Source organism: Nocardioides nanhaiensis (assembly GCF_039542785.1).
GTDB classification, from domain to species: domain Bacteria; phylum Actinomycetota; class Actinomycetes; order Propionibacteriales; family Nocardioidaceae; genus Nocardioides; species Nocardioides nanhaiensis.
On record NZ_BAABIM010000004.1, the window covers coordinates 45582 to 68471 of the forward strand.

Annotated in this window: 21 protein-coding genes; 8 read left to right on the forward strand and 13 right to left on the reverse strand. The window is 73.8% G+C overall.

Annotated features, from left to right (window positions below):
- Nucleotides 1-30 precede the first annotated feature (30 nt).
- Nucleotides 31-1047 (reverse strand): heat-inducible transcriptional repressor HrcA, encoded by a 1017-nt coding sequence (hrcA, locus tag ABD948_RS17290; RefSeq protein ID WP_345268147.1) that lies wholly within the window; start codon nucleotides 1045-1047, stop codon nucleotides 31-33.
- Nucleotides 1048-1265: 218 nt separating this feature from the next.
- Between hrcA and ABD948_RS17295 the strand changes: the two genes are divergently transcribed.
- The 4 genes from ABD948_RS17295 to ABD948_RS17310 all read left to right on the forward strand — a co-directional run bounded on the left by ABD948_RS17295 (nucleotide 1266) and on the right by ABD948_RS17310 (nucleotide 4145).
- Nucleotides 1266-2006 carry a hypothetical protein gene (locus ABD948_RS17295; protein WP_345268149.1) on the forward strand — a complete coding sequence of 247 codons (741 nt, stop codon included), beginning with the start codon at nucleotides 1266-1268 and terminating at the stop codon, nucleotides 2004-2006.
- An 80-nt stretch (nucleotides 2007-2086) separates the two neighbouring features.
- Entirely contained in the window at nucleotides 2087-2938 is an 852-nt protein-coding gene (locus tag ABD948_RS17300; RefSeq protein ID WP_345268151.1) for an MBL fold metallo-hydrolase, read from the forward strand.
- A gap of 29 nt (nucleotides 2939-2967) precedes the next feature.
- Nucleotides 2968-3207 carry a hypothetical protein gene (locus ABD948_RS17305; RefSeq protein WP_345268153.1) on the forward strand — a complete coding sequence of 80 codons (240 nt, stop codon included), beginning with the start codon at nucleotides 2968-2970 and terminating at the stop codon, nucleotides 3205-3207.
- An 83-nt stretch (nucleotides 3208-3290) separates the two neighbouring features.
- Nucleotides 3291-4145, forward strand: coding sequence for a DUF3097 domain-containing protein (locus ABD948_RS17310; protein WP_345268155.1), 855 nt, complete (start codon nucleotides 3291-3293; stop codon nucleotides 4143-4145).
- A 13-nt stretch (nucleotides 4146-4158) separates the two neighbouring features.
- On the opposite strand, the gene hemW is transcribed toward ABD948_RS17310, so the two are convergent.
- The 5 genes from hemW to ABD948_RS17335 all read right to left on the reverse strand — a co-directional run bounded on the left by hemW (nucleotide 4159) and on the right by ABD948_RS17335 (nucleotide 10180).
- Nucleotides 4159-5388, reverse strand: a complete 1230-nt coding sequence (hemW, locus tag ABD948_RS17315; RefSeq protein ID WP_345268157.1) for a radical SAM family heme chaperone HemW — start codon at nucleotides 5386-5388, stop codon at nucleotides 4159-4161.
- Between the two features lie 23 nt (nucleotides 5389-5411).
- Complete coding sequence (locus tag ABD948_RS17320; RefSeq protein ID WP_345268159.1) at nucleotides 5412-6398, reverse strand: dioxygenase family protein; 987 nt, start codon at nucleotides 6396-6398, stop codon at nucleotides 5412-5414.
- 67 nt (nucleotides 6399-6465) lie between these two features.
- The gene (locus ABD948_RS17325; RefSeq protein WP_345268161.1) at nucleotides 6466-8286 is read right to left on the reverse strand and encodes an AMP-dependent synthetase/ligase; all 1821 of its coding nucleotides are present in this window, start codon (nucleotides 8284-8286) and stop codon (nucleotides 6466-6468) included.
- A 68-nt stretch (nucleotides 8287-8354) separates the two neighbouring features.
- Nucleotides 8355-9587: an MFS transporter gene (locus ABD948_RS17330; protein ID WP_345268163.1), complete on the reverse strand. Its 1233-nt coding sequence runs from the start codon at nucleotides 9585-9587 to the stop codon at nucleotides 8355-8357.
- An 11-nt stretch (nucleotides 9588-9598) separates the two neighbouring features.
- Nucleotides 9599-10180 (reverse strand): MOSC domain-containing protein, encoded by a 582-nt coding sequence (locus ABD948_RS17335; RefSeq protein WP_345268165.1) that lies wholly within the window; start codon nucleotides 10178-10180, stop codon nucleotides 9599-9601.
- 101 nt (nucleotides 10181-10281) lie between these two features.
- On the opposite strand from ABD948_RS17335, the gene ABD948_RS17340 reads away from it, so the two are divergent.
- Together ABD948_RS17340 and ABD948_RS17345 are read left to right on the forward strand one after the other, a co-directional pair.
- A complete protein-coding gene (locus ABD948_RS17340; protein ID WP_345268167.1) occupies nucleotides 10282-10746 on the forward strand; it encodes a hypothetical protein in 465 nt (154 codons plus the stop codon).
- Nucleotides 10743-11051: a transcriptional regulator gene (locus tag ABD948_RS17345; protein ID WP_345268169.1), complete on the forward strand. Its 309-nt coding sequence runs from the start codon at nucleotides 10743-10745 to the stop codon at nucleotides 11049-11051. The genes ABD948_RS17340 and ABD948_RS17345 overlap by 4 nt, the downstream gene beginning before the upstream one ends.
- Nucleotides 11052-11079: 28 nt before the next feature.
- On the opposite strand, the gene ABD948_RS17350 is transcribed toward ABD948_RS17345, so the two are convergent.
- The 3 genes from ABD948_RS17350 to ABD948_RS17360 all read right to left on the reverse strand — a co-directional run bounded on the left by ABD948_RS17350 (nucleotide 11080) and on the right by ABD948_RS17360 (nucleotide 15546).
- Nucleotides 11080-12000, reverse strand: coding sequence for an aminoglycoside phosphotransferase family protein (locus tag ABD948_RS17350; RefSeq protein WP_345268171.1), 921 nt, complete (start codon nucleotides 11998-12000; stop codon nucleotides 11080-11082).
- Entirely contained in the window at nucleotides 11997-13886 is a 1890-nt protein-coding gene (gene lepA / locus ABD948_RS17355; RefSeq protein WP_345268173.1) for a translation elongation factor 4, read from the reverse strand. Before lepA ends, ABD948_RS17350 begins: the two co-directional genes overlap by 4 nt.
- A 73-nt stretch (nucleotides 13887-13959) precedes the next feature.
- Nucleotides 13960-15546: an FMN-binding glutamate synthase family protein gene (locus ABD948_RS17360; RefSeq protein ID WP_345268175.1), complete on the reverse strand. Its 1587-nt coding sequence runs from the start codon at nucleotides 15544-15546 to the stop codon at nucleotides 13960-13962.
- Between the two features lie 49 nt (nucleotides 15547-15595).
- Here ABD948_RS17360 and ABD948_RS17365 point away from each other — a divergent pair, with 49 nt between their 5' ends.
- Nucleotides 15596-16555 carry a hypothetical protein gene (locus tag ABD948_RS17365; protein WP_345268178.1) on the forward strand — a complete coding sequence of 320 codons (960 nt, stop codon included), beginning with the start codon at nucleotides 15596-15598 and terminating at the stop codon, nucleotides 16553-16555.
- A 124-nt stretch (nucleotides 16556-16679) separates the two neighbouring features.
- Complete coding sequence (gene rpsT / locus ABD948_RS17370; RefSeq protein WP_345268180.1) at nucleotides 16680-16940, forward strand: 30S ribosomal protein S20; 261 nt, start codon at nucleotides 16680-16682, stop codon at nucleotides 16938-16940.
- A gap of 107 nt (nucleotides 16941-17047) precedes the next feature.
- On the opposite strand, the gene holA is transcribed toward rpsT, so the two are convergent.
- The 4 genes from holA to ABD948_RS17390 all read right to left on the reverse strand — a co-directional run bounded on the left by holA (nucleotide 17048) and on the right by ABD948_RS17390 (nucleotide 22837).
- Complete coding sequence (gene holA / locus ABD948_RS17375) at nucleotides 17048-18088, reverse strand: DNA polymerase III subunit delta (protein ID WP_345268182.1); 1041 nt, start codon at nucleotides 18086-18088, stop codon at nucleotides 17048-17050.
- A gap of 322 nt (nucleotides 18089-18410) precedes the next feature.
- On the reverse strand, nucleotides 18411-20702 hold the full coding sequence (locus tag ABD948_RS17380; RefSeq protein ID WP_345268184.1) for a ComEC/Rec2 family competence protein: 2292 nt from the start codon (nucleotides 20700-20702) through the stop codon (nucleotides 18411-18413).
- 46 nt (nucleotides 20703-20748) lie between these two features.
- Nucleotides 20749-21825, reverse strand: a complete 1077-nt coding sequence (locus ABD948_RS17385) for a ComEA family DNA-binding protein (RefSeq protein WP_345268187.1) — start codon at nucleotides 21823-21825, stop codon at nucleotides 20749-20751.
- A 142-nt stretch (nucleotides 21826-21967) separates the two neighbouring features.
- Nucleotides 21968-22837 (reverse strand): DegV family protein, encoded by an 870-nt coding sequence (locus ABD948_RS17390; protein WP_345268189.1) that lies wholly within the window; start codon nucleotides 22835-22837, stop codon nucleotides 21968-21970.
- Nucleotides 22838-22890: the final 53 nt, after the last annotated feature.

The following is a 22890-nucleotide window of genomic DNA, read 5'->3' on the forward strand; positions in this document are numbered from 1 at the left end:
AAGGGTCCTTCGATTCCGGTCGGGAGGCCCTCAGGCCTCGTCGAGGATGCGGGAGACGTAGCGGGCCACGGCACGCACCGCAGCCATGGTGCCGGGGTAGTCCATGCGGGTGGGGCCGACGACGCCCAGGGTGGCCAGCGCGTCGTCGTGCGGGCCGTAGCCGGTGGTGACCACGCTGGTGGAGGAGAGCTGCTCCACGGGGCCCTCGGCGCCGATGCGCACCGTGACCAGACCACCGGTCGTGGCCTCGCCCAGCAGGCGCAGCAGCACCACGTGCTCCTCGATGGCCTCCAGCAGCGGACGCACCGCGGAGTCGAAGCTGTCGCCGTAGCGGGCCAGGTTGGCGGCGCCGCCCACCACCAGCCGCTCGTCGGAGCGGTGGTCGCTCATCGCCTCGGCCAGGGTCTCGACCACGACGCGGGTGGTCGCCTCGGCGTGGGGGTCCTCGGCCAGATCGCGCAGCACCGCCACGGCCACCGAGATCTGCGCGCCCGTGGCGATGCCGTTGACCCGGCGCCGCAGCGCCGCGAGGTCGTCGTCGCCGAGGTCCTCGGCCAGCTCGACGACGCGCTGCTCGACCCGCCCGGTGCTGAGGATCAGGACGAGCAGCAGACGGTTGGGCGCGAGGGCGACCAGCTCGACGTGGCGCACGGTGGAGCGCGAGAGCGTGGGGTACTGCACCACCGCCACCTGCCGGGTCAGCTGCGAGAGCAGGCGCACCGAGCGGCCCACGACGTCGTCGAGGTCGACCGCCCCCTCCAGGAAGGTGCTGATCGCCCTCTTCTCGGCGGTGCTCATCGGCTTGACGGTGGTGAGGCGGTCGACGAAGAGCCGGTAGCCCTTGTCGGTGGGGACCCGGCCGGCGCTGGTGTGGGGCTGGGTGATGTAGCCCTCGTCCTCGAGGGCGGCCATGTCGTTGCGCACCGTCGCCGGGGAGACCCCGAGGCCGTGGCGCTCGACCAGGGCCCGGGAGCCCACGGGTTCCTCGGTCGCGACGTAGTCCTCCACGATGGCCCGGAGCACGGCCAGGCGCCGCTCCTCCTGCACGCTCCCACCTCCCGGCTCGTCGACTACCCGGCTGCGCGGGCACCTGTTGGCACTCGCCTGTTCAGAGTGCCAAGACTACTCGCCCGGCACGGTCGCCGCCGAACCTGCGGCGGGCGTCACGTGGCCGGAGCCTTCCCGACCGGGCAACGCGTAGGTTAGGCTTGCCTAAGCCAACCTGGTCCTCGATCCCGAGGACCTCGTCGACCCCCGAGGTGACCATGACCGTCGAGCACTCGATCCCGCAGCAGACCCTGGCGCGCGCCGACGAGCACCGTCTGGCGACCGCCGCCCGCAGCGTGCTGGCCTGCCCCGCCGACGTGCAGCTGGTCGTCGACGGCGTCGACGACGTGCTGGCCGACGGCGCGGACCTCGGCATGCAGGACCTCGACGGCGAGCCGACCTTCTCCTGCCCCGCGGGCTCCGCCCTCGCGCTGGCGGCGCGCGGCCGGCGCAGCGCCCTGCTGACCCTCGAGAGCGGGTTGGGATCGCCCGGTTCCGCCGACCGCGCCGCTCGGCTCACCCTCACCGGCCGCCTCGAGTGGCGCGGCCGCGCCGAGTGCCCGTGCTGCACCGAGCCGCGCGAGGTGGTCGTGCTCGTCGTCAACGTGGTGCTGCTCGGTCGCGAGGGAGCGCCTCGCGGCACCCAGGTGCGGGTGCCCGTCGAGCACTTCTCCGCCCCTGGACAGAGCCTGAACCGCGGTTTCCTGCAGCGCTCGGTCGAGCACGCCAACGGCGCCCACCAGCAGGAGCTGCGCCAGGCCGTCGCCACCCGCACCGGCACGCGGTTGACCGACGTCGTCGGCGTCAGCCTCGCCGACCTGGACGCCACCGGCCTCGACCTGACCTGGGTCGACCCCGAGGGCGCCCACCTGACCCACCTGGACTTCCCCCGCCCGGCCCGCGACCCCCACGACCTCGCCGAGCTGCTGCGGGCCACGCTGCACGCCGGGCTCTGCTGACGGGGGCCCAGTCCTCCGGGATCCTGGGGTGGGTGTGAGCCCGCGCCGGCAGCAGGGCCGGTCCCACCTAGGCTGACCAGATGTTCACCGAGGTCGCCGATCGGGTCTGGGTCGCGCGCCACGCGTGGTTCGACGTCAACGTCTCGCTGGTCGGGGGTGAGGCGGGCCTGGTGCTCGTCGACACGCACGCCAGCGGGCTGGCCGCCCGCGCCGTCGTCGACGACGTACGCCGGCTCGGCCGCGGCGAGGTGGTGGCTGTGGTCAACACCCACGAGCACTTCGACCACACCTTCGGCAACGCCACCGTGCGGGAGGCCTGGCCCGCCGTGGCGCTGCACGCGCACGAGGAGGCGGCGGCCCGCACGCTCGAGGCCGGCGAGCGGGTCAAGGCGCGCTACGCCGAGGGCGAGGACCCCCACCGCGAGGAGGTGCTTGCCACCGAGGTGCTGGCGGCCGAGCGCACGTTCTCCTCGGCCACCACGCTCGACCTCGGCGACCGGTTCGTGGAGCTGGTGCACCCCGGCCGGGGCCACACGTCGGGCGACCTCGTGGTCCGGGTGCCGGACGCCGACCTGGTGCTGGCCGGCGACCTGGTGGAGGAGTCCACCGTGGCCGGCGGTCCGGGCTTCGGCGAGGACTGCTGGCCCCTGGAGTGGCCGCACTCGCTCGACATCGTGCTCGGTCTGTTGACGTCGACCTCGACCGTGGTGCCCGGGCACGGGGCGCCGGTGGACCGCGACTTCGTCGAGGAGCAGCGCAACGCCATCGGCGTCGTCGCCCAGACCGTGCGCGACCTCGCCGCGCGCGGCGTGCCGGCCTCGCAGGCGCTGGAGGCGACCACCTGGCCCTACCCGGCCGAGCACCTGGTGCACGCGGTCAACCGCGGCTACGCCCACCTGTCGCGCGGCGAGAAGCGGCTGCCGATGGTCTGAGAGCGTCGTCGCGGGGGTACCGCCCGGGCATGAGCGAGCAGGAGCACGAGAAGAGCCACGCCGGGAACGACGCCACCGACGAGGGCCTCGGCATCTCCGACGACCAGCTGCCCGAGGACCTCGTGCCCGGCGAGGACAACCCGCTGGCCGAGGGGCTGGAGGACCGCGAGACGGTCGAGGGTCTGCTCGACGGCGGCAAGACCGCCGACGAGATGGAGTCCGAGGAGTCCGACGGCGACTCGGTCGGTCAGGACGACTCCTCGGCCTGACCGACCGTGACCCCGGCGACAGACGACCTCGCCGCGGTGTGTCGCGACCCGTTGCGCCGTCCGGCCTCCTACCGTCGGGCAGCGTGACCGACCGCTACGGATCCGACGTCCTCGCCGGCGACTGGCGCAAGCCCGCCCGCGGCCGCGCCACCGAGGCCCCTGCCCAGATCGGCACGGTGGTCGAGGAGGTCACCACCGACTGGTGCGGGGAGATCGTGGCGGTCGACCGGGACCTCGACACGCTCACCCTCGAGGACCGCCGCGGCCGGCGCCGCACCTTCCCGCTCGGGCCGGGCTTCCTGGTGGAGGGTCGCCCCGTGATCCTGACCCGCCCGGTCCGTGCGGGGGCCGCCTCGGCACGGCCGACCCGCACGGCGTCCGGCTCGGTGGCCGTGCACGGCGCGAAGGCGCGGGTGGCGCGGCAGAGCCGGATCTTCGTCGAGGGCCGCCACGACGCCGAGCTGGTCGAGAAGGTCTGGGGCGACGACCTGCGCATCGAGGGCGTCGTCGTGGAGTACCTCGGCGGCGTGGACGACCTGGCCGACCACCTGCGCGACTTCCGTCCCGGGCCGCAGCGCCGCGTGGGCGTGCTCGTCGACCACCTGGTGGCCGGCTCGAAGGAGAGCCGGATCGCGCAGGGCATCGCGCGCTCCGAGGTGGGCAAGCACGTGCTGATCGTGGGGCACCCGTTCATCGACGTGTGGCAGGCCGTCAAGCCCGACCGGCTCGGGCTGCGGGCCTGGCCCACGATCCCCCGCTCGATCGAGTGGAAGCGCGGCGTGTGCCAGCACCTGGGCTGGCCGCACCGCACGCAGACCGACATCGCCCGCGCGTGGCAGCACATCCTGGGCAAGGTCTCCTCGTTCGGCGACCTCGAGCCCGCGCTGCTCGGGCGCGTCGAGGAGCTGATCGACTTCGTGACCGCCGAGGGCTCCTGACGGGCGGCCGCTGCTACACGAGGTCGCGGACGACGGCGTCGGCCAGCAGCCGACCCTCGAGGGTGAGCACCAGGCGCTCCTGATCGCCCGAGCCCTCGACGACGGCGAGCCCGCGGCGCACCTGCTCGGGCACCGCGGCCCGACCGGCGTCGTCGAGCGTCGCGAGCGGCAGGCCCTCGCGCAGCCGCAGCTCCAGCAGCACCCGCTCGACGCGCCGCGTCTCGTCGTCGAGCACCTCGCGCGCCAGCGCCGGCGAGAGCCCCTCGACCAGCCGACCGGTCCACGCGGCCGGGTGCTTGCGGTTCCACCACCGCACCCCGCTCACGTGCGAGTGCGCGCCGGGGCCCACGCCCCACCAGTCCGCCCCGCGCCAGTAGCCCTCGTTGTGACGACACCGGGCGGCACCACCGGCGGCGTCGCGGGCCCAGTTGGAGACCTCGTACCAGCCCAGCCCCGCGGCGCTCAGCCGCTCCTCGGCCGCCAGGTACTTGTCGGCCAGGTCGTCGTCGTCGGGCGCCGGCACCACGCCGCTGCGCACCTGCCGCGCCAGCGCGGTGCCCTCCTCGACGATCAGGGCGTAGGCCGAGACGTGGTCGGGCTCGCAGGCCAGCGCGGCGTCGAGACTGGACTCCCAGTCGGTGGCCGACTCCCCCGGCGTGCCGTAGATCAGGTCGAGGCTGACCTGCTCGAACCCGGCCTCCCGTGCCCAGGCCACGGCCCGCGGCACGCGCTCGGGGTCGTGCGTGCGGTCGAGCACCCGCAGCACGTGACCCACGGCGCTCTGCATGCCGAACGAGACCCGGGTGAAGCCGGCCTCGCGCAGCTGCACCAGGCTCTCGGGCGTCACCGAGTCGGGGTTGGACTCCGTGGTCACCTCGGCGTCGGGCGCGAGACCGAACTCCTCCCGGGCGACGGCGAGCACGGCCCCCAGGTCGGCCGGCGCGAGCAGCGTGGGCGTGCCGCCGCCCACGAAGACCGTCCGCACCGGCAGCTGCGCCTCACCCAGCACGCGGCGCGCCAACCGCACCTCGGCGCCGGCGGTGCCCGCCCAGTCACCGCGCGAGACACCCGGGCCGAGCTCGGTGGCGGTGTAGGTGTTGAAGTCGCAGTAGCCGCAGCGCACCGAGCAGAACGGGACGTGCAGGTAGAGGCCGAAGGGGCGGTCCCCCAGCTCCTGCAGCGCCGCCGTCGGCAGTGCGCCGTCGTCGGGAACCGGGTCGCCGGGCGGGAGGGTGGAGGGCACGCCCCATCCTCACACCGGCCACCTCAGACCGGCACGTTGATGGCCAGCTCGTAGCCCTGCGCCACCGACCCGGTCACGGTGCCCATCTGCAACGAGTAGCCGTCGCTGAAGATGCCGTCGGAGTCCAGGCTGACGCCGTCCAGGTTGCCCTGGGAGGCCTCGTAGCCCTCGGCGGTGTCGTAGACCGTGCGGCAGACCTCCTCGGGGAAGGCGATCTGGGAGGTGCGCAGCTTGGTGCCGGCGGCCGTGGCGTCGTCCAGCGAGCCGTAGACCTCGAAGTGCAGGTGCGGCCAGCGGCCGCTGTAGCAGGCCGGGAAGATGCTGGTGAAGGTGATCGTGCCGTCCTGCGCCACCTCCTGCACGCCGCGCAGGTAGTTCTCCTCCTCGACCCCCTCCGAGTACAGCGAGTAGCGGCCCTCGCGGTCGCAGTGCCACAGGTAGACGGCCGCACCCGCGTACGGCGTCATGCCGTCGGCGGTGTTGTCGTAGACGCGCAGCCGGATCTGCAGCGGCACGCCCTCCGCCACGCCGGAGGCATCGCCGAAGCTGCGGGTCAGGTCGCTGCGCACGATGCCGGACTCGGTCAGCACGTTGACCCCGTTGCTGCCGTCGCCGGGGTAGGGCCCCGCCGTCTCCTCGGGCACGTCGCCGTCGTCGAGGTCGGCCTGCGAGACCGACATCCCTCCCCCGCCAGCACCTCCGGGACCCCCCTCCGGCGGAGCGCCGCCCGGTCCGGAGCCGGCGCCGGTCGTCGTCGAGGTCGCGCCGCTGGAGGAGGAGTCGCTCGCGCAGCCCACCAGCGCCGCGGCGCCCAGACCGCCCACCAGCCCCAGCAGCCCTCGGCGCGCCCACGGGCGGCCGGGGGTGCGCACCATGCCGCGAGCCTGCATGGCCGGCAGGTCGTGGTCGAGCCCCTCGCGGTGCTCGTCGTGGTCGGTGTGCTCGGCGTGGTCGGCAGGGTCGGCGGGCTCGTGCGAGAACGGCACAGGGCCGGTGGGTGTGGTGGTCATGCGACCACCGTGCCCACCGACCCTGTGCGCCGGCTGTGCCCGCGTTGTGCGGGCCGTCAGAGCCGTCTCAGCCGTAGAAGGCGGCGATCTTGTCGGAGTTGTTGGCCTCCACCACGTTGCGCTTGACCTTCATCGAGGGGGTCAGCTCGCCGGACTCGATGGTCAGGTCGTGGTCGAGGATCTCCCACTTCTTGATGGTCTCCCAGCGGTTCAGGCGACCGTTGAGCTCCTCGATGTAGCCGCCCACCATCTCCTGCACCTTCTCGGAGCGGACGATCTCGGTGTAGTCCTTGCCGGCCATGCCGTTCTCCTCGGCCCACGACGCCATCGCGTCGGGGTCGAGGGTCACCAGGGCGACGACGAAGTTGCGGTCGTTGCCGAAGACCATGAACTGGCTGGCGTAGGGACACAGCGCCTTGAACTTCGACTCGATGGCCGAGGGGGCGATGTACTTGCCACCGGAGGTCTTGAAGAGGTCCTTGATCCGGCCGGTGATGGTCAGGAAGCCGTCGGCGTCGAGGCTGCCCTTGTCGCCGGTGTGCAGCCAGCCGTCCTCGGTGAGCGTCTTGGCGGTCTCCTCCGGGAGGTTGTGGTAACCCGCCATCACGTGGGGGCCGCGCAGCATGACCTCGTCGTTCTCGCCGATCTTGACCTCGGTGCCCGGCAGCGCGGGGCCCACCGTGCCCATCTTGTAGTCCTCGGGGTGGTTGACCGTGGCGCCGGCAGCGTTCTCGGTCATGCCGTAGCCCTCGAGGATGAGGATCCCGGCCGCGTGGAACCAGTCGGCGATCTCGGCGTTGAGCGCCGCCGAGCCGGAGATGAAGAAGCGCACGCGTCCGCCGAAGCGGTCACGGACCTTGCTGAAGACCAGCTTGTCGAAGAGCCCGTGCTGCAGCTTGAGGCCCAGCGGGACCGACTGGCCGGCGCGCTTGCGGCGGTCGACCTCGGTGCCGACCTTGAACGCCTGGTTGAACAGCTTCTCCTTCGCACCGCCCTCGGCCTGCTGCATCATCACGATGCGCGCGTGGGCCTTCTCGAAGATGCGCGGCGCCGCGCCCATGAACGTCGGCTTCACGATGCCCAGGTTGTCGACGATCTTCTCGACCCGGCCGTCGATGGCGGTGGCGAAGCCGCAGGCCAGCTGCGCGGAGAGCAGCACCTTGCCGAAGGAGTGCGCCATGGGCAGCCACAGGAACTGCAGGTCGCTCTCGTCGAGGATGTTCTGCACCTTGATGGCGGCGCCCTCGTAGACCCACGACTTGTGGAGCAACCGCACGCCCTTGGGGCGACCGGTGGTGCCCGAGGTGTAGATGAGCGTGGCCAGCTGCTCGGGCGGGATGCTCTGCGCGGTGCGCTCGATGACGCCGGGGTGCTCGGCCAGGTAGGCGTCACCACGCGCGGCGAGGTCGTCCATGGTGATGACGCGCTCGCCGTCGGCGGTGCCGTCGAAGGTGACGATCGTGCCCAGCTGCGGCAGGTCGCCCTGGTGCTCGGCCAGCTTGGCCAGCTGCTCGTCGTCCTCGGCGAAGACCACGCGGCACTCGGAGTCGCTGAGGATGTAGGCGACGTCGTCGCTGTTGGTGGTCGGGTACACGGTGGTGGTGGCGCCCGCGGCGCACATGATGGCCAGGTCGGCCAGGATCCACTCGTACCGCGTGCCGGAGGCGATGCCCACGCGCTGCTCGGGCTCCAGGCCCAGCGAGAGCAGACCGGCGGCCAGCCGGTCGACGAGGTCGCCGGCCTGCTTCCAGGTGACCGACTCCCACGCCTCACCCCGGGGGTAGCGGTAGGCCTCGCTCTGGGGCGAGGAGGCGACGCGCTCGTGGAAGAGCACCGCGACGTTCTGGGTCAGGTTGTCGACGAAGGTGGTGTCGTGATTGACGGGCACGGTGGGTTCGCTCCCCCTGGGGACGTCCGAGACGGGCAGGTTGCTGGCCAGTAACCTAGATCACTCGGTCATGACGCCGATAGGGGCGTCCCCGCGCCGACGTGCGGCCGCGATCGCGCGGCCCAGCGCACCGCGGGACCCGTCGCCAGCGCGGCGGCCGCCAGCAGCCCGCCGAGCACCAGCCAGCCCGCGAGGCCGTGCCGCAGCGGCAGCAGCGCCATCGCCGTGGGGGCCAGCAGCGAGCTGATCGCGAAGCCCAACCCCCACGCACCCTGGTACTGCCCCATCGCATGGTCCGGCGGCAGCTCGAAGGAGAGCACGAAGGAGGCGGCGGCCTGGGTGAGCTCACCGCCGACGGCGACCGCCGTCGCCACCACGAGCAGCAGCGTCGCCACCGCCGGTCCGGGTGAGCCGCTGAGGCCGTAGACGGCGCAGGCGACCAGGAACAGCACGCCGGAGAGCACGGTGGCGCGCACGGCCCCCGGCACCGTCGTCACCCGGCGCGCGACAGCGACCTGCAGACCGACGACGGCCAGGGTGTTGACGACCATCAGCGCCGCCACGAGCGCGCGCGGCGCGCTGGTGTGCTCCACCACCCACAGGGGCACCGCGATCTCGAGGATCCAGTAGTGCATCGTCAGCACCGAGCTGACCAGCACGACCGCCATGAACGGCCGATCACGCAGCGCGGTGAGCATCCCGCTGGCCTGGTCGGCGGGCACGGGCGGCAGGTGCGGCAGCCCGCGCAGCAGCAGCGCGGTCACCACGTAGGTGGCGCCGTCGAGGTAGAGCACGGTCAGGTACGCGGCGCGGGTGTCGGCGACCAGCGCCAGGGCCGCCACGCCCGAGCCGAGTGTCATGCCGACGTTGGTGATCGAGCGGAGATAGGCCTTGGTGGCGGCCCGGTCCGCGCCCTGCACGAGCCCGGCGATCATCGCGGCCCGCACCGCGCCCGACCCGCGGTCGAGCACCGCGACGAGGACCGAGAGCACCACGAACTGCCACCAGGTCTCGACCAGCAGGTAGGCGGCGCTCAGCGCCGCGATGGCCGAGACGAGCCAGATCTGCACCTCGCGCGGCCCGCGCCTGTCGGCCAGGTGCCCGATCGGGACCCCGGCACCCAGCGCCACCGCCGCGGCGATCGAGAGGCCCAGCCCCACCTCGACGACGCTGAAGCCGACGATCCGGGTGAAGTACAGCGCGCTCAGCGTGTAGTAGATGCCGCGGCCGGAGGTGTTGACGAGGGTCGCCAGCGCCATCCGGCGCACGGCCGGGTCCTCGGGGACCAGGCGGGCGAGCATCCTCGTGGGAGTCACTTCTGCACGACCGGGTGGACCTCGCGGAACCAGGAGGCCACCGTGCGACCGGTGCCGGGACGGTGCACGACCGTCACGGGGTCGCCGGCACGCACCGTGCCGGGCGCCAGCACGCGCAGGTAAGCACCGGGCCTGCCGACCTCGGCGAAGCGGCGCAGCCAGGCGCGGTGGTCGTGGCCGGTCTCGCGCATCCAGGCGGCGAACGTGGCGCACGGGGTGCGGAACATCGTCACCTCGAGCAGGACGGCGTCCTCGCCGTCGCCGATGCGCCAGCGCTCACCGATCTCGGCGTCGTTGACCTCCAGGCCCGAGGTGGTGAGGTTCTCCCCCACCTGGCCGTCGGGCAGCTCGACGCCGAGCAGGTCGCCCCAGTGGTCGAGGTCCTCGCGCTGGAAGGCGTAGACCGCCTTGTCGGGGCCACCGTGGTGCCGGCGGTTGGCCACCTCGTCGCCGTCGAGGCCGCTCGGCCCCACGCCCACCGGACCGGTCGCCGGCGTCTTGTCGATGGCGGTGCGGCCGATCGTGACCCACGACGCGGGGCGTGGGCGTCCGACGTTCACCGAGAGCACGTGAGACACCTCCCGATCCTCGCACCAGGCCGGCTCACCCCTCCACCCAGTTTCCCCGGATCCGGGCTTTCCACTTGCGACACTGGAAAGTGAAGCGTACGGTTTCCATCATGGAAAACACAGAGCACACCCAGCTGCGGGAGTCGCTGCGCGCCGCCGAGCGCGCCGAGGCGGCCCCGTGGATCGACTACCCGCCCACGCCCGCCTGGTACCCGGTCTCCGTGGCTCTCTGGGCCGCGGCCCTCACCATGAGCTTCGCCATCGAGTCGACACCGGTGCGCCTGGTGGTCGTCTTCGCGCTCGTCGGCCTCGAGCTCGGCTTCATCGTCTGGTATCGCCGGTACCGCGGCACGATGCCCGCGGGCAAGGTCCCGCCCGAGCTCGCCCGCCCCTTCTACGGCTTCATGGCCGCCAACCTCGCCATCGCGGGCGGCGCGCTGCTCATCGCCAGGACGAGCACGGTCTGGGCTGCGGCGATCTTCGTCTTCGTCGTCGTGATCCCCTCCCTCGTCTGGTACGAGCGCAGCTACGCACGGGCCGCCGCCCGCACCCGCGCCCGGCTGGACGCTGCATGAGCGGCACCGAGCAGACCTCGGCCCTGCACGGCCTCGACCCCACCCTCACCGCCCCCAAGCGACTGGCGGCCATGGCGCTGCTCAGTCGTTCCAACAGCACCGACTTCGCGTTCCTGCGCGAGCACCTCGGCGTCAGCGACTCCGACCTCTCCAAGCAGATGTCGGCGCTCGAGGCCGCGGGCTACGTCAAGGTCGCCAAGTCCGGTCGGGGGCGCGGCAGCAGCACCACGTTCTCGATCACCAAGGCCGGCCGGCGCGCCTACCAGGTGCACCGCGACACCCTGGCCGCGATCCTGGCCGACTGAGCACCCTGCCCCGACGCCCGGGGCCTCCTCAGTCCTGGACGGCCTTCGCCACCGTGACGCAGGTCGTGAGCCAGGCCCGGTCCGGCGTCGTCGCGCCGCCGGGCGGGTGGTCCTCCAGCTCCCACAGCGCGTTGTGCAGCATCCGCACCACCACCCAGTCCCGCGCCCGCTGCTCGTCGAGACCGGCGACGTCGACCAGCGTGTGGAAGCGTCGCCTCAGCGCGTCGCGCACCCCGCCCGGAGCGGCGTCGAGCTCCTCGACCCGGTTCCACAGCATCGGCGCCGGCTCGTAGTGCGGATCGCCGCTGAGCGGCTTGGGGTCGATGGCCAGCCACGGCTCGCGCTCGGCCGCCAGCACGTTCTCGTAGTGCAGGTCTGAGTGCACCATCACGCCGTCGGTCGCCGGGTCGGTCGCGAATCCGCGCCCGAGGGCCACGGCCTGCTCCACCAGGCGCCGCGGCAGGGGCGCGTCACGGGGCAGCGCTGCCAGCCGGTCCGACCACCGGGCGACCGCCCCCGAGAGCGGCCGCAGCTGCGGTGGGGCCGAGCGGTGCAGGCGGCCGTAGAGGCCGGCGACCACCTCGCACGCCTCGAGGTCCCACTGGTCGCGCAGGTCGAGGTCGTGCAGCCGCTCCAGCAGCAGCAGTCGGCGTCGCGGGTCGGCCCGGAGCAGCTGCACGGTCCCGCGCCCGCCCCAGTGCTGCAGCGCGAGGGGCTCGTGCTCCTCCTCCCAGCCGGGGCCCACGAGCTTGAGGACCGCCGACTCGCCGTCGTCCGTGGTGACCGGCAGCACCAGGGCGGTCGAGCCGCTCCTCGGCGCGCCGTCCGGCCGCAGCCGCCACTCTCCCAGCACGTCGTCGACCAGCCGCGGCAGCCGCCGCACCCACGTGTCCCACCCGGGACCGCGCTGCGCGAACGCGGCCACGGCGTCGGGTAGGCGTGAGGTCACTTCTTGGGCTTGTCCACCGACGAGCCGGCGCCGTCGTTGGAGAGCGCGGCCACGAACGCCTCCTGGGGGACCTCGACGCGGCCGACCATCTTCATCCGCTTCTTGCCCTCCTTCTGCTTCTCCAGCAGCTTGCGCTTGCGGCTGATGTCGCCGCCGTAGCACTTGGCGAGCACGTCCTTGCGGATGGCGCGGATGTTCTCGCGCGCGATCACCCGGGCTCCGATGGCGGCCTGGATCGGCACCTCGAACTGCTGGCGCGGGATGAGCTCCTTGAGCTTGCCCGCCATCATCACGCCGTAGTTGTAGGAGGAGTCGCGGTGCACGATGGCGCTGAAGGCGTCCACAGGCTCCCCCTGCAGGAGGATGTCGACCTTGACGAGGTCGGCGGCCTGGTCACCGGAGCGCTCGTAGTCGAGCGAGGCGTAGCCCTTGGTGCGCGACTTCAGCTGGTCGAAGAAGTCGAAGACGATCTCGCCCATCGGCAGCGTGTAGCGCATCTCCACGCGGTCCTCGGAGAGGTAGTCCATGCCGCCCAGCTGACCGCGCTTGGTCTGGCACAGCTCCATGATCGTGCCGATGAAGTCCGAGGGGCTCAGGATCGTGGCCTTGACCACCGGCTCGCGGACCTCGGCGATCTTGCCCTCGGGGAACTCGCTGGGGTTGGTCACCTCGATCTCGGTGCCGTCCTCCATGCGCACCTCGTAGACCACGTTCGGCGCGGTGGAGATCAGGTCGAGCCCGAACTCGCGCTCGAGGCGGTCGCGGGTGATCTCCATGTGCAGCAGGCCCAGGAAGCCGCAGCGGAAGCCGAAGCCCAGCGCACCGGAGGTCTCGGGCTCGTAGGTGAGCGCCGCGTCGTTGAGCTGCAGCTTCTCCAGCGCCTCGCGCAGGTCGCCGAACTGGTCGCCGTCGATCGGGTAGAGCCCGGCGTAGACCATCGGGTTGGGGTGCTTGTAGCCGCCCAGCGCGTCGACCGCGCCGCTGTGCTGGGTGGTGACGGTGTCGCCGACCCGCGACTGGCGTACGTCCTTCACGCCGGTGATCAGGTAGCCCACCTCGCCGACGCCGAGATCGGCGGCCTTGACCTGCTCGGGGCTGATCACGCCGATCTCGAGCATCTCGTGGGTGGCGTTGGTCGACATCATCTTGATCCGGTCGCGGTGGCTGAGCTCCCCGTCGACCACGCGGACGTAGGTGACCACGCCGCGGTAGGTGTCGTAGACGGAGTCGAAGATCAGGGCGCGTGCCGGCGCGTCGGCGTCGCCCACCGGGGCCGGCGTCTGCCGGACGATCTCGTTCAGCAGCTCCTCGACCCCCAGGCCGGTCTTGGCGCTGACGCGCAGGACGTCGGAGGGGTCGCAGCCCACCAGGCCGGCCAGCTCCGCCGCGTACTTCTCCGGGTTGGCGCTGGGCAGGTCGATCTTGTTGAGCACCGGGATGATGTGCAGGTCCGCCCCCATCGCCAGGTAGAGGTTGGCCAGCGTCTGGGCCTCGATGCCCTGCGCGGCGTCCACCAGCAGCACGGCCGCCTCGCACGCCTCGAGCGAGCGGGAGACCTCGTAGGTGAAGTCGACGTGGCCCGGGGTGTCGATCATGTTGAGCACGTAGGTGCCGGGCTCGGCGTCCTGCTCGTTGCCCTCGGCCACGGTCCACGGCATCCGCACGGCCTGGCTCTTGATGGTGATGCCGCGCTCGCGCTCGATGTCCATCCGGTCCAGGTACTGCGCCCGCGCCGCCCGCTCGTCGACCACCCCGGTGAGCTGCAGCATCCGGTCGGCCAGCGTGGACTTGCCGTGGTCGATGTGCGCGATGATGCAGAAGTTGCGGATGGTCGCGGGCGGCGTGCGCCCGGGGGCGGGCACGGCGGAGGCTGGCGTCACAGGCATGGTGCCCCCATTCTGGCCGACCGCCGCGCACGCGCGGAATCAACGCCCGCTCGCGCTCGGCCGATCCGTCGGATCAGGGGGTGAAGCGGTCGGCGTCGGCAGCGGCCCAGTCGGTGGCCCAGCCGGGCGGGGGCGCCGTCAGCAGCTGGCCGGGGGCCAGCTGCTCCACCAGGTCTCCGTAGGCGGCCACGGTGAAGGGTCCGGTGCGCCGCTGCAGGTGGTGGGGGCGCAGCTGCTCGGGGCCGTGCAGCCCCATGGAGGCGAGCAGGTGCTGGGCCTGGCGCACGGTCTCGGCCTGGTAGCGGGCCACCCGCTCGGCCTTGCTGGGCACGTGCAGGGCGCGCTGGCGCCGGGCGTCCTGGGTGGCGACGCCGGTGGGGCAGGTGTTGGTGTGGCAGGTCTGGGCCTGGATGCAGCCGACGGCCAGCATCATCGAGCGGGCGGCCATGGTGAAGTCCGCGCCCTGCACCATCCGGGTCACGATGTCGGCGCCGGTGGCGACCTTTCCGGCGGCGCCCACCCGCACGTGCTCGCGCAGGCCGGTGCCGACGAGCGCCTGGTGCACGATGGCGAGTCCCTCGGCCAGCGGCAGCCCCACCCGGTCGACCCACTCCAGCGGTGCGGCGCCGGTGCCGCCCTCGGCGCCGTCGACCACGATGAAGTCCGGCGTCACGCCCTCCTCCAGCATGGCCCGGCACAGCGCCAGCACCTCGATCCGTGCGCCGACGCACAGCTTGAACCCCGTGGGCTTGCCGCCGGAGAGCTCTCGCAGGCGGGCCAGGGTGCGCACCAGCTCCCGCGGGGTGGCGAAGAGACGGTGCGCGGGCGGCGAGATCACCGTCTGCCCCACAGGCACGCCGCGCGTCTCGGCGATCTCGGGCGTGACCTTGGCGCCGGGCAGCACCCCGCCGAGACCGGGCTTGGCGCCCTGGCTCAGCTTGAGGTGGACCATCTTCACCTGGGGGTCGCGCGCCTGCTCGGCGAAGCGCTCGGCGTCGAAGCCGCCATCGGCGGTGCGGCACCCGAAGTAGCCCGAGCCGATCTCCCAGACCAGGTCGCCCCCGCCGCGCCGGTGGTACGAGCTGATCGCGCCCTCACCGGTGTCGTGGGCGAAGCCGCCCATCGCGGCGCCCCGGCTCAGTGCCTCGATCGCGTTGGCCGAGAGCGAGCCGAAGCTCATCGCCGAGACGTTCAGCAGCGCCAGGTCGTAGGGCTGGGTGCAGTCCGGCCCGCCGACCCGGACCCTCGGCGCTTCGGCCGCCGGCTCGACCGGCGCCACCGAGTGCACCAGGTACTCGGAGCCGACGGCGTACAGGTCGCGCTCGGTGCCGAACGGGTGGTCGTCACGGTCGCCCTTCGCGCGCTGGTAGACCGCTGAGCGGGTGACCCGGTCGAAGGGCCGGCCATCGGTGTTGCGCTCCACGAAGTACTGCTGCAGCTCAGGGCGCACGTCCTCCATCAGGAAGCGGATGTGACCGACCAGCGGGTAGTTGCGCAGGATCGCGTGCCGGGTCTGGACGACGTCGTGGACGGCGACGGCGAGCAGCAGCGCGGCCAGCACGGCGACGATCAGCCAGCCCCGCGCTCCACCCACCGCCGCGGCCAGCAGCGCCACGGCGCCCACGAACACCAGGACGCCGATGACGTAGAAGCGCAGCACCCGGCCGTGTCTACACCACCCGGGGCGTCGAGGTGGGCAGGATGGACGTGTGCCACCGCCACCCCCGCTGCTCTCCTCGCTGCCGCACGGACGCACGGCTCGCCGGCTGGGCTGGGAGCACCTGCCGCCCCTCGTGCGCGCCGCGGTGGCAGAGCGCTGCGGCGCGGCCGTCGTCGACGACGAGCCGCTGACCGGTGGCTTCCTGCCCGGCTTCAGCTCGGTGCTCACCTGCGCCGACGGATCTCGCCACCTGGTGCGGGCCGCCTCGACCCGCGCCCAGCGCGGGTACGCCCACGGGTGCCAGCTGGAGGCGCGCACCCGCCCGGCCCTGCCACCGCAGGCTCCTGCCGCACCCCTGCGCTGGGTGCTGCGGGAGCAGGACTGGGTGGCGGTGGGCATCGAGCACGTACCGGGCCGCACGCCCACCCGCCCCTGGTCGCTCGAGGACGCGACCGCGGTGCTCACCGGGCTGGCCCGAGCGGCCGAGGCCCTGACGCCGGCACCCGTCGCCCTCGAGCTCGAGACCGCCGCCGAGGCCTTCGCCACCTGGCCGGCGGCGTGGGACCACGTGCGGGCCACCGACCCCGACCTGCCCCACCTGGAGGAGATGGCGGCGCTGGCCGCGCGCTTCCCGCACGTGTGCGCCGGCGAGACGCTGGTGCACACCGACGTGCGCGACGACACCGTCCTGCTCACCGACGACGGCCGCCTGCTGCTCGACGACTGGCACTGGCCGGTGCGTGGCGCCGCGTGGATCGACCCGGTGATCGCGCTCGTCGGCCCGCGGGGCGACGGCCTGGACGCCGACGCGCTGCTCGCCGCCTGCCCGCTGACCGCCGAGGTGCCCCGCGACCACGTCGACGCCCTGCTCGCGCTGCTCACCGGCTACTACCGCCAGGTGGCCGACGGCCCGGCCGTTCCGGCCGCCCCGCACCTGCGTGCGGCCCAGCGCTGGCAGGCCGAGGTCTGCGAGACCTGGCTGCGCGACCGTCGATTTCAGCCGTCCTGAGGTCCGCTGCTACCTTTGTCCGTCGCGAGTGCGGCCGCTCCGGCGCGCCCACCGCGTGGGATCTTGCAGCAGCACCGACCAGCCGGCACAGCGCCGTCCAACCGAGTCAAGAGGGTTATCCGCAGTGGCGAACATCAAGAGCCAGATCAAGCGCAACAAGCAGAACGAGAAGCGCCACGAGCGCAACAAGGCGGTCAAGTCGAGCCTGAAGACCGCGATCCGCAAGTTCCGCGCCGCCGCCGAGGCCGGCGACAAGGAGACCGCGGTGACGCTGAGCCGCGAGGCCACCCGCAAGCTCGACAAGGCCGTCTCCAAGGGAGTCATCCACAAGAACCAGGCCGCCAACCGCAAGTCGGCGATCGCCAAGCAGGCCGCTTCTCTCTGACCCGGCTCGGAGCCCTGCGCTCCGACCGGTCTGCTGCCCTCCGACCCGCCCTCCTCCGGGAGCCGGCGGGTCGTCGGCATTTGCGCCCGTGGGTTCTCTGGACCGGATCAGGCGTCGCGCAGCGCGGCGACGGTGAGCACCAGCCGCTCCAGGGTGTACTGCGGGTCGCTGGCCGCGCCCTTGATGTCGGCGTCGGCTTGGGCGACGGCGCGGATGGCGCGGGCGATCCCGGCCTCGCTCCACGAGCGGGAGAGGTCGCGCAGGGTGCGCAGCTTCCACGGCGGCACGCCCACCTCGCGGGCCAGGTCGTTCTCCCCCATCCCGCGCGGCGCCGAGCTGTAGCGGGCCAGGCCCCGCACGTTGCCCGCGAACGCGGAGGTGACCAGGACCGGTGCCGTGCCGGCATCGAGCGCCCAGCGCAGCTCCTCCAGCGCCACGTGACGACGCCCTGCCAGGGCGGCGTCGGCGACGGCGAACGAGGTGGCCTCGGCGCGACCGCCGAAGTACCGCTTGACCTGCTCGAGCCCGATCGTCTCGTCGGGGAAGTCGTTGACCAGCTGGTGGGCGGCGGCGGAGAGCGAGCGCAGGTCCTGGCCGACGGCCTGCACCAGGAACGAGGCGGCCTCCTGCTCGATCCGACCGCCGTGGGCGCGTGCCTCCGCCGTCGCGAAGCCGGGGTACTCCGAGGCCCGCAGCTCGGCGGACTTGTGCTCGGTGACCGTGGGCAGCTTGCGCAGCTTGGTGAGCACCCCCGAGCCCTTCTGCCCACCGCTGTGCACCAGCACCAGGCCGACGTCCTCCGCCGGTGCCGCCGCGTAGTCGAGCAGCCCGGCCACCGACTCCTCGGGCAGGTCCTCGACCTTGCGCACCACCACGCACCGCACCGTGGAGAAGAGCGAGGGGGCGGCCAGCTCGCCGAGCGTGGCGAGGGTCAGGTCGCCGCCGACGGTGTCGGCCAGCTCGGACTCCGGGTCGTGGGCACGCACCGCGGCCCGCGCCGAGACGACCGTCCGCTCGGCCAGGAACTCCTCCTTGCCGGTGACCAGCAGGACCCGGCCGAGCACCTCGCCGGCGTCGCTGATGGCACGCGCTGCTCCCCCGCTGGAGCCTGACCTCGCACCGGACCTGGACCCTGCTCGACCTGCCACGCGGAGCAGCCTGCCACAGCCCGCCGACACAGCAGGTGACGCTGCTCTGACGTGTGGTCGCCCACCCGCCCTGCTCGGTTGATCGACCCACCAGACTGGACTGACCGCAGAGCCGACGACATCGAGGAGCACGGCGACCGATGGCTCTCCCGAGACGTTCAGGTTCTCCTTGCTGCGCGGCTTCGATCCAGCCACGCCGACGCGTGTCATCGATGCAGCAGAGAGCCACTTCAAGCACGCTCTCGACTCGCGCCGGCACGGCTTGAACAGGAACTGACGAGACCAGGTCCGTGTCCCGGGTGTGGGTCTGGCCCGACACCGCTCAGTCCCGGGTGACCAGCCGGGCCTCGCCCGCCTCCACCACCACGGCGACGTCGCCCTGCTCGTCGGTGCGCCCGACCTCGGTGCCGGCGTCCTCCAGTGCGTCGAGCAGGTCCGGCGCCGGGTGGCCGTAGTCGTTGTCGGCCCCGGCGGAGACCACCGCCAGGGGCGCCTCGAGCGACTCGAGCCAGTCCAGGTCCTGGTAGCGACTGCCGTGGTGCGGCACCTTCAGCACGTCGACGTGCAGCCCTGGCAGGGCACGCGCCAGCAAGGCCTGCGACGGCGGCTCGATGTCGCCGGTCAGCAGGATCCGCACGCCACCCACCTCCGCCAGCAGCACCACGCTGGCGTCGTTGGCAGCCGACCCGTCGCCCGGACCCGCCACCACCGGCCCCGGTCGCGGCCACACGGCCTGCAACCGGACCTCGCCCACCGTGCGCGTGGTGCCGTAGGGAGCCGCCGACGCCGGCACCGCCGCGGCCGCGCTCTGCTCACGCACCTGCTGCGACCCCGCCGAGGGGTCCAACGTGCGCGAGGTCTCCACCAGGCCGACGCGCCGACCCGCCAGCACCCCGGGCAGCCCGTCCACGTGGTCGGCGTGGAAGTGGGTCAGCACCACCAGCGGCACCTCGGTGACACCGAGCCGGTCCAGGCAGCCCTCGACCGCGGGCGGGTCGGGCCCGGCGTCGACGACGACGGCGCTGCCCGGACCGCTGCGCAGCACCAGCGCGTCACCCTGTCCGACGTCGCAGGCCACCAGGACCCACCCCGGCGGCGGCCACCCGGGCGTGGGCAGCCGCACGCAGACCGCCACCCCCAGCACCGCGCAGCACAGCAGCGTGCTGCGGGGGCGGGCCAGCACCCGCGGCGCCACCAGCACCAGCAGGACGCAGAGCACCACGAGCAGCAGCAGCGACGCCGGCCCCGTGCCCCAGCCGAGCGAGGCTGCCGGCAGGTCGGCACCGCGCCGGGCCACCGCGGCGATCCACCCCACGCAGGCGCCCGCACCCCAGCCGAGCACCAGCCCCACGGGCGGCAGCACGAGCACCACCAGGCCGCCCACCAGCCCCAGCACCGTGGCAGGCCCCACGACGGGTGCCACCAGCAGGTTGGCCACCACCGCCACGAGGCTCACCTCGCCCGAGATCGCCGCGACCAGGGGGGTGCAGGCCACCTGGGCGGCCGCGGGCACGGCCACGGCCTCGGCGCACCAGCGGGGCATCCACCGGGCCAGGGCGTCGCGCAGGCCGGGGCCCAGCAGCACGATGCCGGCGGTGGCCAGCACCGAGAGGGCGAAGCCCGCGGTGGTCGCCAGCGCGGGCTGCACGAGGAGGAGCACGACCACGGCCAGACCCAGTGCGCGCAGCGCCCGGTGCCGACCGTTGCTGCCCAGCGCCAGCAGCCCGACGGCGCCCATGGTGGCGGCACGCACCACGCTCGGCTCGGTACGCGCCAGCAGCACGAAGCCGCAGATCCCCAGTGCCCCCACGAGCAGCAGCCAGCGCCCCCGCACCCGGCACCAGCGGGCGAGCACCAGCAGGAACCCCACCACCAGCGTGAGGTTGGTGCCGCTGACAGCGGTCAGGTGGGTGAGGCCGGTGGTACGGAAGTCGGCCTCGAGCCCGGGGTCCAGCGCGGCGTCGTCGCCGTCGACGAGGGCGGGCACCAGTGCCCGCTGGTCGGCCGGACGCCCGGCCACGGCCTCGCGGATGCCCTGCCGCACCACGGCGGCTCCCCGCCACCACAGGTCGGGCCGGGCCAGCCGCTCCGGCTCGGTGGCTCCGGTGAGCAGGGCCGAGACCCCACGGTCGCCCGGCGCCAGCCTGCCCCCGGCCCGCACCCGCTCCCCCAGCTCGACGCCGCGCCAGGCGTCGTCGCCCAGCACCAGCACCGCCGACCGCAGCCGGACGACCACCCCCCGCGCGGTGACCTCGGTGACCTGCAGCCGCACCGCCGTGCGCGGCTCGAAGCCGCCGTCGACCTGGCGCGGGTCCGAGACCACGGTGGCCACGAGCTCCACCCGTGCGCGCTCGTGGGCCAGCTCGGCCAGCGGCCCCTCGGTGACGGCGAGCCCGCGCACCCAGGTGAGCGACGCGACCGCCAGCGCGACGACGGCGAGGGCCGCGACCGTGGCCGCCCAGCGCCGCAACCCGTCGCTCCGGCCGGCCCGGCGCGCGGCCACGAGCACGATCGCCGGCACCAGCGCACCGAGCCCGACCAGGGCCGGGCCGAGTCCGCCCCACGCCGTGGCGGCCAGCGCCCCCGCCCACGCGGCCGCCCCGAGCAGCGGCATCCGCAGATCGGTCCGGGCCGGCTCCCGGCCGGGCTCCTCTGGTGGCTCAGACCGTGGCATACGGGGCGATCTGGGCCAGCGTGGCCTCGCCGATCCCGTCGACCTCGACCAGCTGGTCGACCGAGGCGAACGCCCCGTTGGCCTCGCGCCACGCCACGATCGCCGACGCGGTGACCGGGCCCACCTGGGGCAGCGCCTCGAGCTGCTCGGGCGTGGCGGTGTTGAGGTTCACCAGCCCGACGGCGCCCGTCGCCGGTGGCGAGGTGGTGGCCGTGCCCGGCACGGGCGGAGCCGCGGAGGCCGGCGCAGGCCCGCCCACCAGCACCTGCTCGCCGTCGACCAGCGGGCGCGCCAGGTTGAGGGAGGAGAGGTCGACACCGGGTCGCGCACCGCCGGCAGCCTCCAGCGCGTCGACCACCCGCGCGCCGACCGGCAGCACCGCGATGCCCGGACGCCGCACCCGCCCCGCGACGTCGACGGTGACCGTGTCACCACTGCCGGTGGCAGCCGCCCCGGAGGACGCGACGGGCGCCCCCGGAGTCGCAGCAGCACCCGGCGCGGAGACCGACGGGTCGAGCGGCACCAGCGGCTGGCTGCCGGCCGGAGCCGCCACCGGCACCGGAGCCGGCTGCGCGTCGCCGCGCACCACCAGCCACGCCGTGACCACCGCGCCCAGGGCCACCAGCACCGCCACCACGCTCACGTGGGCGGACCCGAGGTGCACCCGGCCCCGGAGCGGCTCCGGCACCCCCACCCGGTCGGCCCAGCTCGTGCTCCGTGCCGCCTCGCGCCGGGCTGCGTGCCGTCCCGGCACGGGCAGCACGGGCGCGGGCTCCTCCACCGCGGGCGGTGCCGGCATCGGCGACGGCGCCGGGACCGGCGTCGGGACCGGCGTCGGCACCGTGGCCTGCGCCGGCACCGGGGACACCAGCCGCAGGGCCGGGGCCACCCGGGTGTGCTCGCCCCACCAGTCCCCCTGCTCGGCGGGGCCCCCCGACTCCTCCGACCCGGTGGCAGACCCGGTCCCGGCAGCGGCGCGGGCCTGCTCCAGCTCGGCGGTCAGGCTGGCCAGCCGCCGGGCCACGGCCTCCTGGTGCTGGGCACGGGTCGGTCGGGATCGCATGATCGACGACGCTAGGCCGGGCGCGCGACATCCACCCGACGCGAGCAGCCGCCTGTGGAGGACATGCACCGCGACCCCCGCCTGTGGACGGCTCCCGGGCCGATCACCCGCGGGACGGACTCGTGGTCCGGCCGGGCGGCGGTCAGGCGGTGGGGAGCCGCGGCGCCACGCAGACGGCGAGCATCCCGGGACCCACGTGCGCGCCGAGCACCGCGCCCAGCTCGCCGCACCACACCTCGCGGCCCTGCAGCGGGTCGGCGAGCCGGTCGGCGAGCTTGGCCTGCAGGGCCTCGGCCCGCTCGGGGCTGGCCAGGTGGGCCACGCAGACGTCGACGGCCGCGTGCTCGCCAGCGGCCTCCACCGCGAGCTCCTCCAGCCGCGCGAGAGCCCTGCCGGAGGTGCGCACCCGCTCCAGCGAGGCCACGGACCCCTCGTGGATGCGCAGCAGCGGCTTGACCGCCAGGGCACCGCCCAGCAGCGCGGCGGCGGCGCCCACGCGGCCGCCGCGTCGCAGGTACTCCAGGGTGTCGACGTAGAACAGCGAGGCGCTGGCCTCGGCGCGCGAGCGGGCCGCCGCCGCCGCCTTCTCGGCCGACCCACCGGCCGCCAGCACCTCGGCGGCGGCCAGCACGGCGTACCCGGTGGCCACCCCCACCTGGCGACTGTCGACGGTGAGCACCGGCACCGAGGCCTTGCGCGCCGCCACCTGGGCCGACTCGTGGGTGCCGCTCATCTCGCCCGAGATGTGCACCGAGACGATCTGCTCGGCGCCGTCGGCGGCGAGGGCCTCGTAGGTCTCCAGCATCAGGGCGGGCGCGGGGCGCGAGGTGCTCACCGGCCGGTACTCGCGCAGCGCGGCGGCCACGCGCTCGGAGGTGGCCCCGGGCGTGCCCTCGTCGAAGGCCTCGGCCCCGATCACCACCTGCAGGGGCACGACCGTGACGTCGTACGCAGCCGCGACGTCGTCGGGCAGCGACGCCGTGGAGTCCGTGACGAGCGCAACACGAGGCACCCGCGCAGGGTAGCGAGCGGCGCACCGGGGTCGGGCCCCGGCCGGTGCTCCGG